The organism is Ruegeria sp. YTSC106 (assembly GCF_059609765.1).
Genome location: NZ_JBXWMI010000007.1, coordinates 246,374 through 262,317, shown reverse-complemented (window position 1 = coordinate 262,317; position 15,944 = coordinate 246,374). Strand labels below are relative to the sequence as shown.

General features: G+C 56.6%; 18 protein-coding genes and 1 tRNA gene. 9 read left to right on the top strand and 10 right to left on the bottom strand.

Annotated elements, in window-relative coordinates:
* From AC2FEB_RS12350 to AC2FEB_RS12340, 3 genes are all read left to right on the top strand, one after another.
* On the top strand, positions 1-190 hold a 190-nt coding region (locus tag AC2FEB_RS12350), incomplete at its 5' end, for a hypothetical protein (protein ID WP_496884082.1).
* Positions 191-221: 31 nt separating this feature from the next.
* On the top strand, positions 222-881 hold the full coding sequence (locus AC2FEB_RS12345; protein WP_496677673.1) for a response regulator transcription factor: 660 nt from the start codon (positions 222-224) through the stop codon (positions 879-881).
* A 50-nt stretch (positions 882-931) separates the two neighbouring features.
* Positions 932-2,209 carry a sensor histidine kinase gene (locus AC2FEB_RS12340; protein WP_496677672.1) on the top strand — a complete coding sequence of 426 codons (1,278 nt, stop codon included), beginning with the start codon at positions 932-934 and terminating at the stop codon, positions 2,207-2,209.
* 363 nt (positions 2,210-2,572) lie between these two features.
* On the opposite strand, the gene AC2FEB_RS12335 is transcribed toward AC2FEB_RS12340, so the two are convergent.
* From AC2FEB_RS12335 to AC2FEB_RS12290, 10 genes are all read right to left on the bottom strand, one after another.
* A complete protein-coding gene (locus AC2FEB_RS12335) occupies positions 2,573-3,076 on the bottom strand; it encodes a hypothetical protein (protein WP_496884081.1) in 504 nt (167 codons plus the stop codon).
* Positions 3,077-3,239: 163 nt separating this feature from the next.
* A complete protein-coding gene (locus tag AC2FEB_RS12330; RefSeq protein ID WP_496677670.1) occupies positions 3,240-3,767 on the bottom strand; it encodes a helix-turn-helix domain-containing protein in 528 nt (175 codons plus the stop codon).
* The gene (locus AC2FEB_RS12325) at positions 3,760-4,101 is read right to left on the bottom strand and encodes a hypothetical protein (RefSeq protein ID WP_496677668.1); all 342 of its coding nucleotides are present in this window, start codon (positions 4,099-4,101) and stop codon (positions 3,760-3,762) included. The genes AC2FEB_RS12330 and AC2FEB_RS12325 overlap by 8 nt, the downstream gene beginning before the upstream one ends.
* Before the next feature lie 180 nt (positions 4,102-4,281).
* Entirely contained in the window at positions 4,282-4,494 is a 213-nt protein-coding gene (locus AC2FEB_RS12320) for a MerR family transcriptional regulator (RefSeq protein ID WP_496677667.1), read from the bottom strand.
* Between the two features lie 142 nt (positions 4,495-4,636).
* The gene (locus tag AC2FEB_RS12315; protein ID WP_496884080.1) at positions 4,637-5,551 is read right to left on the bottom strand and encodes a hypothetical protein; all 915 of its coding nucleotides are present in this window, start codon (positions 5,549-5,551) and stop codon (positions 4,637-4,639) included.
* A 20-nt stretch (positions 5,552-5,571) separates the two neighbouring features.
* Entirely contained in the window at positions 5,572-6,741 is a 1,170-nt protein-coding gene (locus tag AC2FEB_RS12310) for a tyrosine-type recombinase/integrase (RefSeq protein WP_496884079.1), read from the bottom strand.
* Positions 6,742-6,889: 148 nt separating this feature from the next.
* Positions 6,890-6,966: transfer RNA gene (locus AC2FEB_RS12305), tRNA-Arg, on the bottom strand.
* 63 nt (positions 6,967-7,029) lie between these two features.
* A complete protein-coding gene (locus AC2FEB_RS12300) occupies positions 7,030-8,412 on the bottom strand; it encodes an ATP-binding protein (protein WP_496672149.1) in 1,383 nt (460 codons plus the stop codon).
* Between the two features lie 18 nt (positions 8,413-8,430).
* Positions 8,431-9,849 carry a dihydrolipoyl dehydrogenase family protein gene (locus AC2FEB_RS12295; RefSeq protein WP_117870141.1) on the bottom strand — a complete coding sequence of 473 codons (1,419 nt, stop codon included), beginning with the start codon at positions 9,847-9,849 and terminating at the stop codon, positions 8,431-8,433.
* Between the two features lie 3 nt (positions 9,850-9,852).
* A complete protein-coding gene (locus AC2FEB_RS12290) occupies positions 9,853-10,584 on the bottom strand; it encodes a TVP38/TMEM64 family protein (RefSeq protein ID WP_117872864.1) in 732 nt (243 codons plus the stop codon).
* A gap of 295 nt (positions 10,585-10,879) precedes the next feature.
* Here AC2FEB_RS12290 and rpmH point away from each other — a divergent pair, with 295 nt between their 5' ends.
* The 6 genes from rpmH to AC2FEB_RS12260 all read left to right on the top strand — a co-directional run bounded on the left by rpmH (position 10,880) and on the right by AC2FEB_RS12260 (position 15,921).
* Positions 10,880-11,014, top strand: coding sequence for a 50S ribosomal protein L34 (rpmH, locus tag AC2FEB_RS12285; protein WP_005980833.1), 135 nt, complete (start codon positions 10,880-10,882; stop codon positions 11,012-11,014).
* 25 nt (positions 11,015-11,039) lie between these two features.
* Positions 11,040-11,465, top strand: coding sequence for a ribonuclease P protein component (rnpA, locus tag AC2FEB_RS12280; protein WP_117872865.1), 426 nt, complete (start codon positions 11,040-11,042; stop codon positions 11,463-11,465).
* Positions 11,462-11,707: a membrane protein insertion efficiency factor YidD gene (yidD, locus tag AC2FEB_RS12275; protein ID WP_117870143.1), complete on the top strand. Its 246-nt coding sequence runs from the start codon at positions 11,462-11,464 to the stop codon at positions 11,705-11,707. Before rnpA ends, yidD begins: the two co-directional genes overlap by 4 nt.
* 67 nt (positions 11,708-11,774) lie before the next feature.
* Positions 11,775-13,391, top strand: a complete 1,617-nt coding sequence (locus tag AC2FEB_RS12270; RefSeq protein WP_496672154.1) for an acyl-CoA dehydrogenase family protein — start codon at positions 11,775-11,777, stop codon at positions 13,389-13,391.
* Positions 13,392-13,434: 43 nt separating this feature from the next.
* The gene (ttcA, locus tag AC2FEB_RS12265) at positions 13,435-14,328 is read left to right on the top strand and encodes a tRNA 2-thiocytidine(32) synthetase TtcA (RefSeq protein ID WP_496672157.1); all 894 of its coding nucleotides are present in this window, start codon (positions 13,435-13,437) and stop codon (positions 14,326-14,328) included.
* A gap of 147 nt (positions 14,329-14,475) precedes the next feature.
* Positions 14,476-15,921 (top strand): putative bifunctional diguanylate cyclase/phosphodiesterase, encoded by a 1,446-nt coding sequence (locus AC2FEB_RS12260; RefSeq protein ID WP_496884078.1) that lies wholly within the window; start codon positions 14,476-14,478, stop codon positions 15,919-15,921.
* Positions 15,922-15,944 lie beyond the last annotated feature (23 nt).

Sequence of the window (15,944 nt, the reverse complement as noted above, 5' to 3'; positions counted from 1 at the left end):
GGCGGCAACGGTGGTGGAAACTCCGGCGGTAACGGCGGGGGAAACAGCGGCGGCAACGGTGGTGGAAACTCCGGCGGCAACGGTGGTGGAAACTCCGGCGGTAACGGCGGGGGAAACAGCGGCGGCAACGGTGGTGGAAACTCCGGCGGTAATGGCGGGGGTAAAGGCGGCGGAAAAAGATGATGTTTAAACTTCGAGACACGCGCATATAGTGCTGGTGCATGAGAGTTTTGCTTGCAGAAGATGAACCGCACCTCTGCGATCAGATCAAAAAGCTGTTGAATGCCGAAGGTCGCGTAGTGGATGTGGTAAACAACGGTCTCGACGCGTTACATCTGGGCGCGACCGAACCGTACGACGTGATCATTCTGGATATCGGCCTGCCGGAACGGGACGGTATCTCGGTGCTGCGCGAGTGGCGTGGTTCAGGCATTAAAACCCCGGTTCTGATACTCACCGCCCGTGATGGCTGGAGTGAGCGTGTCGATGGGCTTGATGCCGGTGCGGATGACTACATGACCAAACCGTTCCACATGCCAGAACTGGCGGCCCGGGTCCGCGCCATTTTGCGACGGCAAAGTGGCCAGTTGAACCCGGTGATCGAGATGGGTAATGTCGTCCTGGACACGCGCAACGGGCGAGTGACGGTTGAAGGTGTTCCGATCGATCTAACGGCTCAGGAAATCGCTGTGTTTACCTATCTGGCCCACAATGCCGGGCGCATGATTTCAAGAACCGAGCTTTCTGAACATATCTATGAATACGACGGCGACAGGGATTCCAATACCATCGCAGTCTTCATAACCCGTCTGCGCAAAAAACTTGGCTCCGACTTGATTACAACGGTACGGGGCCGCGGATACATGATTGACTCTGCCTGATGTTGTCACTGCGTCAACGGGCATTGTTAGGAGGCTTTGCATCCGGAGCCGTGTCTGTTGGATTAGGTACACTTGCCGTCTTTTCTTACATCAACAACCGCGTATCAGATCGCTTCGACACTGCTTTGTTGGACCGCCACACACAGCTTGTAGTGGGTTTGAGCGTAACCACCCAAAGCCCCGATTCACTCAGGGATCTGATGTTCGATCCGGCTTACAGTTCTCCATACTCTGGTAGATACTGGCAAGTTAGCAACGATGAAGGAGAAATTTTTACGTCTGCGTCACTGTTTGACGAAGTTATCGCCGAACCTTCCGGCAACCCAGATACGCCAACGCTGTGGACTACGAATGGCCCTGAAGGTGAGGTTCTGCGCAGTGCCTTTCAAAAAATCACGTACGAAGACGGCTCTGTCTGGGGCGTAAGTGTCGCCGAAAGTCGGGTTCAACTTGCGGCCGAACGCCGCGCCGCACAGCAAAGCCTTTTGCCCGTATTTGCCCTGGTCGGTCTAATAGGAGTGGCCGGATCTCTTCTATTGATGACTATCATACTTGGGCCTTTGAGAAGATTGCGTTCCGATGTCGCGCATCGCTGGGATCAGGATGAAGATCTCAGACCAGCTGATTATCCAGAAGAGGTCGCTCCACTGGTTGAAGACCTGAACAAACTTCTGCGTCGGAATCGTGAGATCGTGTCAGGATCTCGCCGTCAGGCAGCAGACCTAGCCCACGCTTTGAAAACTCCTGCCACAATTTTGCGGAACGAACTGGAAACACTTTCCGGCGCAGGAGTTGCAACGGGCACCGCGCGGGAGGCGTTGGACCGGATCGATGCTCAATTGAGCCGATCTCTCGCCAGATTGAGGGCCTTGCATACCGCGGACTTAACCCATTCGAGAACGGATTTGACAAACGCTATCGACAGGCTGGAACGGCTGTTTGCAACAATAGCGGATCGCGAAGGCAAATCTCTGCAGATCGTGCGTGACCCCGGTCTCTGGGTACGCATGGATGCACAAGATATTGAAGAGGTGCTGGGCAACTTGCTGGACAACGCAGTCAAGTGGTGCCGGAAAAGTGTACGCTTGACGGCCAAGCGCAACCCTGATTGCATCGAAATCAGTATCGAAGACGACGGCCCCGGGATTCCCGAGGAGGCCCGCCGCGATGCACTTCGGTCCGGCGGTCGCTTGGACACGTCGGTCACCGGCAGCGGCCTAGGGCTGACAATAGCAGTCGATTTGCTGAAAGCTTATGACACCCATCTGATTTTGGGCGCTTCCAGTACCCTCGGTGGTCTCGAATGTCGGGTCGAGATCTCGAGCTAATTTGAGCCAAAAATCATCAAACTGATTAAGCCGTCCTTTTTCGATTTTGCAGCATTTGAGAAACACAGGCCTCTGTTGTTAATTCATGTAACTTTATCCTAGTCGATCAGCTTCTGCAGTTCTCTGTCTGCACGGATCAGGTCGTTGATGTTTTTGCGTGCCTCCTCGGCCTCTTGAGATCTGCCTCCGTGCTTCCACGAAGGATGGCTTAGCCCAGCAGCGTGCCCACCTCTAGCCCCATGCATGCGACAAACACTCCAGCCTTTAACAGCCGGAGCACGACATCGCTTCCCGGTAGACTTCGCCCTGGCAATACACCTCGGTGCATCTCTGAGCCTTTTCGTTGGGTCCATGAGGTTGTCGTCACTTTTTGTCATCCGACCGCCCCCCATTTTGAACGTTACCAACAATTGCCTGCCCGCCTTCTTTAACTTCAACGCGTTCGACCCGGACGGTTTGATCTGCTTTGGAGCGATACCTCTTCAGGGTATCAACCTGGCTGGTGAAGGTCCGCGCCAGCTTATTGAGCGCTCGTTCTGCCGAATCTTGCTGCGGGAGAGTTTTTACGTGGTTCAGGCGACGTGCCATCATCATCGTGGCCTGATGGACAGCGCCCATTTGGATCGCAAGCATGGCTTCGATCTCGTCCTGCGGCTTAACCCCAGCAACAACCGACATTACGAAGTTCGATGCCGTCTCGGAGACAGAGCTGTCCTGCTGCCCAAGAGTCGCGACTTGGTCCATGACCCCTTCGAGGAACCGATAATCAACGGTGCCGAGCTCATGCATTGCCAAAGCACAGGCAGCGGTTGGATCTTTTCCTTTGTGCCCAACCGTGAGCCGTCGTGTGTCTTCATCAAAATCCAACTTGATGTCCGGGGCCCGGACGTATGATCTCTTCCTTTCCCTCAGATCGGCAACCGCGTTGGTCTCCGCTTCGGCAAGCTCGGAGTTCTTTGTCCGAAGTTCGTTGCGACTGTTTGTCTGTGTCTTGCTCATGTCCGCCTCGCGTAACAGGGAGTGGTTATTATTAGTGTTCCGTTTCAGAACCGATGGACCGTCGAGAAATCGGCCTGACGGGTTCTGATTTTGAACCATGGGAGGTCTTTGGGTTCTCAAACGGAACCACAGAAGATGCTGACAGATCCATTTCAGAACCGCGTTTTGTTTTTTTGGGGTGCCAGGACCGCCAGTCATTTGTGGCGGCTTTTTTGCCGGACCGGTTCTGCGTCGCCTTGGTCGTGAACCGCCATTCGTGGGCGCGACGGTGATACCAGTTGCCTTCCTGTTCCAGCACAAGGAAGCCTTTGTCCTGCAGATCCTCGAAAGCCCGCTGAACCGTGGCCTTGCCCAATCCAAGAATCTCTGCCGCTTCGTTCATCGACAAAAACACCTTGCCGTTGTTGCCGCCGTTGTAGCGGGTGTGAAGCTCCAGCCAGAGCTTCACTGCAGGTCCGGACAATGCCCGCCACGCCGGAGATTTGATCATCGCGTAGGGCAGAGGGATGTATTGGCCCTCATCCGACCTTTTACCATTGGGTGGCCGCCTCCTACTCATCGCGACACCTCCGCTCGAAGTGCATGGGCAAAGCATCCAGTTCGGGAATGTGACACCCGATATGCGCCCGGACGAGCCGGGTTAGGCCGGAATTGGACACACTGTACCCGAGCGTGTCCCAGGCCGCTCCCCCGGCGGGAAATTGAGGTCTCTGACGCTGAAACAGCCATTGGATACTGTCCCGGCACTCGGCGACGCGGTAGATACCATAGCGAAAGAGTTCGCCCTGGTAGTTCTCAGCGGTTTCTCGATGATCGGTCTGGGAAACGGGGCCTTCTTCAAGCCCGCTTTCATAGCTTTGATTGCGCGATTTGGAAAAGGACATATCAGCCATGCTCGATCCGTCCTTTCCGCACGATCACCCGTTCAACCGAATGGCTCAGGGGCGACCAGTAGTACCGGCGCTCGTTTTGTCTTGTTGGCGCGGGGCATCCTGTGGCATCAACTGGACTTGCTAGGGTGACAGTTGATGTCACTGGAAAAGCCCCGTCTCCGCGCTTGGAGTTGGGGTTTTTCATTGCGCAGCCTCGTTGTTGGGATCGGTGCGACGGGCCGAAAGCCAGGCGTTCAGATCAGCGCCGTGATAGGCGATCCGCCGACCGATGCGGATAAAGGCCGGACCACACATGCGGTGGCGCCATTGAGCCAACTTCTCGCGGTTTCCCAGCAATTGCATTTCAGGGTCTTCTGGGAAATAGACCCGGTCGTCATTGAAGACGTTTGCCATCGTTGAAATCCTCTTGGATCAGTTGCGATGGCTCCCAATTATGGGCAGAATAGATCAATTGTCAGCAATGAAAAACAAGCACTTAGGCGCATTTACAGATAGCGTATATCACCTAGCCAACCCTAAGCTTTTTTGAAACCTGCTAGCCGGTTTTTGGGAATAGTGCTCTATACTTTGATCGAAACCTTTCTTCGCTTGCGAAAGAGGTAATGTATGCTTCAAGTTGCCCTTTTCCTTGCGACCAAAGCGAGGGATTTTCCGTCGACGCATCAGCCAACGCCAATTTGGCAACGTCAATTGGCTTCATCCTTGATAATGCGGGATTTACCTCCACCAACTGTTGGATATGGGCAAAAAGATGGTCCAAGCGCATTTGTTTTCTATCTTTTGATTTTCCCTTAAGGCCTCGCTCACGATAGCTTTGCTCATACTCATAAGCTCGTCGCGCGTCTGGCTCGAGGGTCGCCAAGTTTTGAGCACTCGAAAACAATCTACCCACACAAAATCCGAGCCGGAAAACCCAGTCTAGCCTTTCATCATCCTCTATAATGTTTTGAGCAAGATTCCTGATTTGTAGTGCTGCGACTACGTCAATTTCTAATCTATCGTAGGATCGCTCTGGATCTATCGCAAAAGGGTCTAGCTCGAGCTTTTCGGCTAAGTCGCTTAAGTGTTTCAACTCGATTTCAACACCAACTGCATTATTACTCCTGATGTGATCGAGGCAATGCTGGAAGCTACCGAATTCTTCCTCGAAGGTATCTGAGCGGATGAGAAAGCGACGTATGTTTAGGCCCGACTGGCGAATTGCCATAACGTGACCGTCAAATTCGCCTCCTATTGCAACAAAAATTACATCGACCACTGAGCTGGTAACTACGAGTGGCCCGTGTACCTCTAAAGATTTGTAAAGATCATCGTACGTCTTGTATTGCTCTTTTGGCCGATAACCGCTTGCAAGTGCCTTACCTCTCATTGACTCTTTTTCTGACACCCAGTGGATCATTTCGAGATCTGGAATCTCGGAATACCCATCAATCGGCTCTTTATCCGTCAATTTTGGGTTCCTCCCGCCGCTCAACACGCCACAATTTCACACCACTTTTCAATCAACTTTCGCCGCCTTTCCAACAAATCCGACCGCGCGTAAGCCCGCTCCACATCGGACCCAATCTGATGGGCCAAAGCCGCCTCTGCCAGTTCTCGAGGCGCGTTTGCAGACTCCGCCGCCCAATCTCGGAACGAACTGCGGAAGCCATGCACGGTGACGCCATCTTGCCGCATCCGGCGCAGCAGCATCAGCATGGACATGTTCGACAACGGCTGATGCCGCTTTTGACCCTCGAACACATAGTCAGAGGCCAGCGCACGCAGCGGCTCCAGAATGGCCAACATTTCGTCAGCGAGGGGCACGCGGTGGACCTGCCCGCCTTTCATGCGCTCTGATGGTATGGTCCACAGGCGCGCATCGACGTCGACCTCGGGCCATTTCATCTTCAGCACCTCTGAGGTTCGGCAGGCGGTCAGGATGGTGAACTGCAACGCCTTGGCAGCCATGGCTGAGCGGGCCTGTAACTCGGCATAGAACACGGGCACCTCTTGCCACGGCATCGCGTCGTGGTGCTGGACCTTGGTTTTGACGGTGGGCAGCACTTTACCTTCGCGGATCGCAGTCACCGGGTTCTCGCCCGAGCGGAAGCCCTTCGACTTTGCCACGTCGAGTACCGTCTTGATCCGCTGTGACAGTCGCTTTGCGGTTTCGTGTTTCTCAGTCCAGATGGGGGACAGGCACATCAGCACTTCGGGCTGATCAATGCTGTCCACAGGCATGCGTCCAATCTTGGGGAACGCATAGTCGCGCAAGGTGTTGAGCCATTGCTGACCGTGCTTTGCATTCTTCCATGTAGGCAGGCGGTCGATGTGGACCTGACGGCTGAGTTCTTCGAAGGTCGGGATTTCGCGCTGGGCATTGAAACGCGGGTTCAACCCGGCTTTCGCCATCCGACGATATTCGAGCGCCCTTTCTCGAGCCTGGTTTAAAGTGACAACATCTGCGCCGCCCAAACCAAAATCCGTTCTCAGCGGTGCGCCCTTGCGGTTCTTCTGCCCTTTGACCGTTACGCGCACAATCCAGCGCCGTGCACCTGATGGATCAACAACAAGGTACAAGCCAGAACCGTCGCCATGCCGACCCGGGCCGAGATTCTCTACCAGCTTCTTGGTCAGCTTCCCGCTGAGCGCAGCCATGAAAATACCACAAAATATACCACTCAATGAAAGTATAGTGGTGTAATCGGATAAAATCCAATGAAACACGCTATTGAGACTACAGCCATAAAACACAAAGGTTTTAACACTCTAGTGTGGTCCATCAAAATTGGGGAAAATTACCAAGTGGCGGACCGAGGAGGATTCGAACCCCCGACCCCTTGATTCGTAGTCAAGTACTCTATCCAGCTGAGCTATCGGTCCGCGTTGGTGAGGCGCTGTTTAGACCTGCCGCCCGAGACGTGCAAGCCGATTCTTCAAAAAAAATCAAAAAGTCATGTCCCCACGCGGAAGGCTGATTTCAAAGACAGTTCCCTCGGGGCCCGTCTCTTTCAAGACCAGATCACCCCCGTGCCCGCGCACCAACTCCTGAGAGATTGCCAGCCCCAGGCCAGAGCCGCCCTTTCGGACCCCCCCCTGGAAAGGCGTGAACAGGTTTTCGCGTGCTTTGGGGGGAAGGCCCGGCCCCGTGTCGCGAATTTCGATGCACCACGTGTCGTCGTATTCACACCCGGCAATGGTAACCCGACCAAGTTTTCCGGAAGCAACCAGGGCCTGTCTTGCATTGCGCACGAGGTTCATGATGACCCGGTACAATTGTTCGGGGTCCGCGCGGGCGACAAGCGCTTCGGGCACTTCGTTCACGATCTCGATGCAGGCATCGGCAACGGCGAGCTGTTCGCTTGCCGCGACATCCGCCGCGATTGCGCGTATCGGAACCATTGTCAGAGTGGGCGCGGGCTCTTCCGCGCGGCCAAACGCCAATGTGCTTTCACAAAGGGACACAGCCCGGGTGATGGAATTCACCAGTTTTGGTGCCATCCGCCGCACCAGCGGATCATCGCTGGCCTCGATCCGGTCCGTAAACAACTGCGCCGACGTCAAGATATTGCGCAGGTCATGGCTGACTTTGGCTACGGCCCCCCCCAGCTGCGCCAGCCTTTCTCGCTGTTTAAGCGCCTGGGTCAGGTCAGTTTGCAGCATCTTCAGTGCTTCCTCGGCCTCGCGCAGCTCCGTTACCTTCGAATTCGGTGTGATTATGCCACGCGCGTCCTCTGGCGCACTGGCATAGCGCTGCATGTAGCCGACAACGCTTTTGATGGGGCGCACAAGTACAACGCGCACAGCGAGAAACAGAAAAAACGCCGTGATGATGGAAATGACAAAAGACAGGCCGAGAATACGCAACCCGTAGTCAACCATCGCCGTTCGCAAGGGCATGCTGTCCGTGGTGACTTCGATCAGAAGGCCTGCACCCTTGACGGGTTCTCCGATGACCCGGATGACTTCGTTTTCGGGCTCAAAGAAGCGGCTGATCGCATCCCGGATCAGAACCCAGGGGCTTGCATCCCGCAAATCGAACGTGTCGCCGATTGGGCCCGGAATAGGCGACGACAACATCAGTTGCCGAACCTCATCCCGTCGCAATACGACATTATAGACGCCTGCGTTTGCCAGCAGTTCCGCCTCAAGATCTTCCGCCAGCATATCGTCCGCTAGCAAAGCCAGCGAGGCGATCTGCGCGCGTTCGAGCCTGTTCAGCAGAAAATCCTCGCGAAACCGGGCGATCGACGGGACAAAGATCAGGACTTCGGCCAACATGACGAAGACCGTCGTCAGGATCAGAAATCGGCCCGACAGCGAGTTCAATTTGCGCCCCTCCTCAGGTCAGGGAATCCAGCGCTGGACGAACCTGACCACTCGTTTAACTGTCTGATTCTCAAACAGCCTTGGCGAGAAATAAGCACCCGCCACACGTTTGTTAAGCTCTCCGATCGTCGGATAAGGTGAAACCATAGCAGCGATCTGTCCCATCTTCAGGTTATTGGCCAAAGCCAACGACCACAAGTTGATCAACTCGCCTGCCTGATGCCCGACGATTGTGACGCCGACGGGTCGGCCTTTCACCACTATGACTTTGATGAAACCTTCGGTTTTGCGCTCAGCAATCGCCCGGTCATTGTGGTGATAGTCAAAGCGAGCAATTTCGAGTTTTTCACCATGCGCTTTGCGCGCCTGAGCTTCGGTCAGTCCGACCTGGGCCAACTCCGGGTCTGTATAGGTGGCCCACGGGATATGTGCCGTTTTCGCCCTGGACGGCAGACCGAACAGGGCCGAACGAATGATGACACCTGCATGATACCCGGCAACATGGGTGAATTGCAGGCCACCTGCCACATCTCCGATCGCATAGACGCGGCGATTGGTCGTGCGCAGCGCGTCATCCGTCCTGAGGCCGGTTCTCGTGCGATCAATTCCGGCCACGTCCAAGTTCAGACGCTCAATATTGGCTTTGCGTCCGGCAGCGATCAAAAGGTGTGAGCCACGATGAATATCACCGTTTTCGGTAACGACTTCCACAGCACCTTCTGTTCCGCGGACCTGCGCGACCAAGGCGTTTTCGTGGATATCCACTCCTTCACTGCGCAGGGTATCCAGCACCACGGACGCAGCCTCGGGATCGTCTTTGCCCAAGGCTGTGAGCCCTTCGACAACCGTCACCTTGCTGCCGAGGCGTATATGGGCCTGCGCCATCTCCATCCCGATCGGGCCGCCCCCGATGATCAGCAGATGATCTGGCCGCTCTCTCAAGTCAAAGATGGTTTCGTTCGTATAATAGGGCACCGTGTCCAACCCCGGAATCGGCGGCACCAGCGGCGACGAACCGGTCGCAATGACGATGCGACGCGCAGAGATGACATGATCTCCGGCCTGCACCTTTTCTGAGGATATGAACGCGCCGTATTCGCGAATGACCTTCACGCCAAAGCCTTCGAACCGCTGCTGGCTGTCCATCGGTTCGATCTGAGCGATCACATCATGGACATGGTCCTTTACGGCGGCATAGTCGACCTGCGGGATTGTATCAGCGACGCCAAAACGAATGGAATGCGCCTGACCATAGGCCACCTTGCCGCTTGCAATCAGGGCCTTCGACGGGACACAGCCGAAATTCAGGCAATCACCGCCCATCTTGTGCCCTTCCAGCAGAATAACGTCCGCACCCATCTGGCTTGCACCAGCGGCGACGGACAATCCTCCGGACCCGGCGCCAATGACCAGGAGATCGGTTTTCAGGTCTTTCATGGCTCAGGTGCCCCTTTTCGCGCGCAGTGCTTTGAAAACGATGGGCAAGGCGGCCAATACACACAACCCGATAATCGGCCCGATCACGAACGGCTCCCACAGCAATGAAACATCAGGCATTTCCCCGCGGTCGAACACACCACCCAAACCGACTCCGATCCACGTGTACACGATACCTCCGGGGATGATGCCCAGCGCGGTCGTCAAAAGGAAGTTACGGAACTTTACACCGACCAAAGCCGGCACGAGATTGGCAACAAAGAACGGCACGACCGGCACCAGACGCAGCAGAAACAAGACCGAGATTTCGTTTTCCCGCAGACCGTCTTTCAGCCTCTTGACTGTCCCCTCTGAAGATTCCAGCCGCGACGTCAGGGCTTCGCCCAAGCCCCAGCGCGCCGCCAGAAAGATCGCCGACGCGCCGATGGTGGCAGACACAACATTGAAAACGGTTCCCGCAAAAAGACCGAAAAGAAAGCCGCCCGTCATCGAAGCCACCGCAGCACCCGGCAGGGAAAAGGCCACTATGGCGATATAAATGGCAACAAAAGCGGCAGCCATGATCCAATAGTGACCGTCCCGCCACGCCAGAAGCGCCTCGCGATTGTCCCGCAAGGTCTCGAAGGTCAGGTAATCCCCAAGTGTGAAAAAGCCGACAACGGCAACGCTAAGGATTACAAGCAGCGGAATGTGGCGCGCGAAACCGTTGCGCGGTGCATGGCTTGTGTCGGACATCAGGTTTTCCGGTTCTTTGTTCTTCATCTTGTGCCCAAGATGCGCTGCTTGGAGGGCCAGCAACAGGGGGATCACGGGGCCTTGATCTGTATGGCATCGAATGTGAGGGATTTCGGTGATAATCGGGTATTTTGAAACCTTTTGCCGTTGCCGGTTACAGAATTGTTGCAAAAGCTGCGAAAACCTGGCCGTTGGGGTTTGACTTACCCCCCGCTTGGCAGTAGAGGACGGGCTTCGAACACCACGGGCAGGCGAATCCGCGCCGCACCCGACCGCATAGATTGGAGACGGAGCGATGAAACGCACCTATCAGCCTTCGAACCTGGTTCGCAAACGCCGCCACGGTTTCCGCGCGCGCATGGCCACAAAGGCCGGCCGCAAGATCCTGAACGCACGTCGCGCACGCGGCCGCAAATCGCTGAGCGCGTAAACCGCTCACCGATCAGGTTATGAACATGACGCCGCCGGAGGCCCCTGAGGTTGGTAGGAACCACCCCGGGAATACGCCCCCGGCGGCGTCCGTTTGTGTGTCTGAACCTCTGACCGTTCTCAAGAAACGGTCCGACTTTCTGAAAGCCGCGCGTGCTCGTCGACAAGGTACGTCTTCGATGATGGTGCAGGCCCGCAAGCGTGCCCCCGGCGAGGGCAACGGGATGCGCGTAGGATTCACCTGCTCAAAGAAAGTGGGCAATGCCGTGGCCCGCAACCGTGCCAAGCGCCGTCTGCGCGAAGCCGCACGGGCCGTCCTGCCCGAGGCCGGCCGCGACGGGTGGGATTACGTGTTGATCGGCCGTGCCGAAGTCACCGCCAACCGCCCCTATGACGCACTGTTGGACGACCTGCGCTATGCGCTCCGCAAGGTGCATGCGGCAGAAAAATGACCTTCCTGTCCCATATCGTCGCCCTGCCTGTTCGGGCGTATCGGCTGTTCTTCAGCCCATGGGTCGGTTTCAACTGTCGCTACCAACCCACGTGTTCAGCCTACGCGCTTGAGGCGCTGGAGAAACACGGGGCAGTTAAAGGCTCCTATCTGGCCGCTCACCGGATTTGCCGCTGCCACCCCTGGGGCGGCGACGGGTATGATCCGGTACCTGACCACAGGCATAACGACCCTTCGTCCTGACCCCCCGTCAGACTTGACCGGTATACGCAGCGCCTGAACAGTTGGACCAGTCCAACCCGAGGTCCCGATGAAATCCCCAGCGCGCGACACCCTGCCGACCCACGATGTCCTGAACCAACCGCCCGTGCGCGGCGACACCGATCTTTGGCTGTCCGATCCGGTCCTGCAGGACGCAGCAAGAACAGCGGGCGCGCGCGCTTTGGATCTGGCGGCATATGGTAAGACGCTCGGAACCGAAGAAACGCAGGAACTGGGACGGGACGCCAACCGGCATCCACCAGAGCTGCGTCTGTTCGACCCGGGTGGCAGACGTCTGGACGAGGTGCGGTTTCATCCGGCCTATCATCAGATGATGCAGATCAGCCAATCGGCGGGCTATGCCGCACTGGCCTGGGATGGACAGCCCGGCGGACATGCGACCCATGCGGCGATGGTCTATTTGGCAGGACAGGTCGAACCCGGGCATTGCTGCCCGATGACCATGACCTATGCAGCAATCCCTGCACTCGCTGCCAATGAACACATTGCCTCAATCTGGCAGCCAAAACTCTTGGCCCGGCACTATGATCCTTCGGAGGAACCGATCGGTCAAAAGATCAGCGCGACGCTGGGGATGGCCATGACCGAGAAACAGGGTGGCTCGGATATACGTGCCAATACGACCGTTGCGACCCGCGACGGGGATCACTGGTGCCTGCGTGGGCACAAGTGGTTCTGCTCTGCGCCAATGTCGGATGGGTTCCTGACGCTGGCGCAGGCGCCCGGCGGGTTGACCTGCTTTCTGGTTCCCCGCTGGCTCGAGGGCGAGCGCAATGCAATCCACCTGATGCGTCTGAAAGACAAGCTGGGCAACAAATCCAACGCATCCTCGGAAATCGAGTATCATGACGCGCTGGCCTTTCAGTTGGGGGAAGAAGGAGCGGGTGTGCGCACCATACTGGAAATGGTGCATCACACGCGGCTCGATACAGCCATGGCGCCGGCCGGGCTGATGCGTGCCGCGCTCAGCGAGGCGCATCATTGGGTGACCCATCGCAGCGCGTTTCAGCGCCGATTGATCGATCAACCGCTGATGCAAGCGGTCCTGTCCGACCTTGTTCTGGACTGGGAAGGCGCATTGACCTTGGGAATGCGTGTCGCGCAGTCATTTGACGGTCAAACGCCCGAAGCCAAGGCCTTCGCCCGGATCGGTGTCGCATTGGCCAAGTTCCTGAACAATAAACGCTGCCCGGTCGTCGTCATCGAAGCGATGGAAGTACTGGGCGGCATGGGTTATGTCGAAGACACACCCTTGCCCCTGATCTACCGCGAAGCGCCCCTGAACAGCATCTGGGAGGGGTCAGGCAATGTGATCTGCCTCGATATCCTGCGCACTCTGGTACGTGAGCCGCTGGCTGCCGAGGTTTTGGAGGCCGAGTTGGATACGGTGACAGGCGCAGACAAAAATTATGACGCAGCACTGACCGCGCATCGCAACCGCTGGCCCGGTCTGCCGCCTGAGGCCGAAGCGCGTTGGTACACTGAACGCACGGCACTGCTGCTGACAGCCTCGCAACTGCTGCGCCATGCGCCCGGGGCGGTGGCTGACGGTTTTATTGCCACACGTCTTTCCGGTGATAGCGGCCGCATTCCCGGATCAGTAGCCGGGTTGGATACCGACGCCCTGCTGGCGCGGCTTGGCTGACCCGCCACTTGCCCGGTTGCGCCATCTGCTGTAGGGGCAGCGCATGTTTGATGATGCAGATGATATCCACCCGCTCTTTGCTGGCGCGCCCTCGACCACCGAGTTCAAGAAACTGCGCAAACGCATCTTACGCCAAACCCGCGAAGCGATCGAGCAATACGGGATGGTGGACCCGTCCGCCCACGACAAGGACGGCAAACCGCCACGCTGGCTTGTCTGCCTTTCGGGCGGCAAGGACAGTTATACGCTGCTGGCCGTCCTCTACGAACTCAAATGGCGCGGATTGCTGCCTGTCGATCTTCTGGCTTGCAATCTGGATCAGGGGCAACCCGGATTTCCGGCCACGGTCCTGCCAGAGTTTCTGAACCGCATGGGCGTGCCACACAGGATCGAGTATCAGGACACTTACTCTGTTGTGATGGACAAGGTTCCGCAGGGCCGAACCTATTGCGCCCTGTGTTCGCGACTGCGCCGCGGCAACCTGTATCGCATTGCCCGGGAAGAAGGCTGTTCCACCGTTGTGCTGGGGCACCACCGCGACGATATTCTCGAGACGTTTTTCATGAACCTCTTCCACGGAGGCCGTCTGGCCACCATGCCGCCGAAACTGGTGAATGAAGAGGGCGATCTTTTTGTCTTCCGCCCGCTTGCCCACGTCGCCGAAGCCGATTGCGCGAAATTTGCCAAGGCCATGCAGTATCCGATCATCCCCTGCGATTTGTGCGGCAGTCAGGACGGGTTGCAACGGCAGCAGGTCAAACAAATTCTCGATCAGTGGGAAAAGAACAGCCCAGGTCGGCGTCAGGTTATGTTCCGCGCGTTAACCAATGCGCGCCCGTCACACCTTCTGGATGCGAAACTCTTTGATTTTATTAACCTTTCCGTAAACTCTGACGAAAAAACAGAAAATTTGGAAGAAATGCCGCTTCTGCGTTAACGACTGACTCAGACTGGTTTCCTAGGCTCGGCATACAATCCATGCCCAAGGCCAGGACCCGATGCGGAATCATCCTTCTGTCGACCGTTTTTTGAATCTTTGAGAAACGTGGCATACGGCCCTGCCGTTCTTGCTTTTGTTCCGGCAATGAGCCTGGGTGCATTCTGGCTCGGCGGTGAACGCGCTTTGATCGCAGTGACACTGGGTTTGCCTTTGATACTTGCCGGCATTGGGGCAATTGCACCCAACCCGGCAAAGAGGAAACGACAACAGGGTGGTCTGCTGCCGAAAGACCGGTTCGGAACCGTTCTGGCAGAGGTACTTTCGGATAGCCGCCGCAGGGGTGAAACTTCGGCCTGTTTCGCTGTTATCCTGGACGACTATGTGCAAATGCTTGATCTACATGGCCAGGCAGCAGCAAACCACGTAGCGCAGCAATTCTGCTCTCGTATCATGTCTATGATCCGCGCCAATGACTCCGCAACCCGGGTCGATGGAAACAAGATGCTGGTTGTTCTGCACCCTGCACAACAGCTTGATCTGGAAACCTGCATTCAGATGTCGGGACGAATGCAATCCGCAGTCGAAGACCCGATCATGTTGAACGGCACCGGAGTTTACATGTCCTGCTCCATTGGTTTCTGCCTCAGCAGCAATGCCCCCGACGGTTCTGCGACAGACTGGTGCGACGCTGCAAACAACGCGCTGCAGGAGGCACAGCAAAACGGGCCCTCGACGATTCGTGCTTTTTCGTCCGAAACACGTCGCAGAGCTCAGGTCAGAACCAATCTGCGCAGGGAATTTGACGCTGCGTTGGAAAGTGGTGAAATTCGTCCATGGTTTCAACCTCAGATCTCGACAGATACCGGGCGCGTGTCCGGGTTTGAGGCGCTGGCCCGCTGGGAACATCCGACAAAGGGCGTGTTGGGTCCCAATGTCTTTCTACCCTTTGCTGAACAGGCCGAGTTGATGGGTAAACTGGGACAGGCGATGCGGCATCACGCCTTTTCCGCAATGCGCGACTGGGATCGCGCCGGTCTGATTGTGCCGCGCATCGGTATCAACTTCTCGTCGGACGAGTTGCGCGACCCGGGATTGATCGACCGCCTGAAATGGGAACTGGATCAATTCGATCTGACGCCGGGCAGATTGGCGGTCGAGGTGTTGGAGACCGTGTTTTCCAGACGGCCGGATGACATAATCACCCGCAATGTCACGGGCCTGGCCGCGATGGGGTGTTGCATTGATCTGGATGATTTTGGCACAGGGCATGCCTCGATCGCGTCAATCAAGCGGTTCAATGTGTCCCGGATAAAAATCGACCGCTCTTTTGTGACAAAGGCCGACCAGGACCCAAGCCAGCAGCAGCTGGCCAGCGCAATTCTGACCATGGCAGAACGGTTGAATCTGGAAACACTCGCAGAAGGTGTCGAGACGCCAGGGGAACATGCCTTGATGGCGCAATTGGGATGTGACCATGTTCAGGGGTTCGGTATCGGCAAGGCCATGCCTTTTGAAAAAACTAAGGACTGGATCACATCTCATCGCAACAAGATAGACGGAATGCCCAAAATCGGACGGCAAACGGGCTAAAGAACCGAAAACTGCGCCACAGA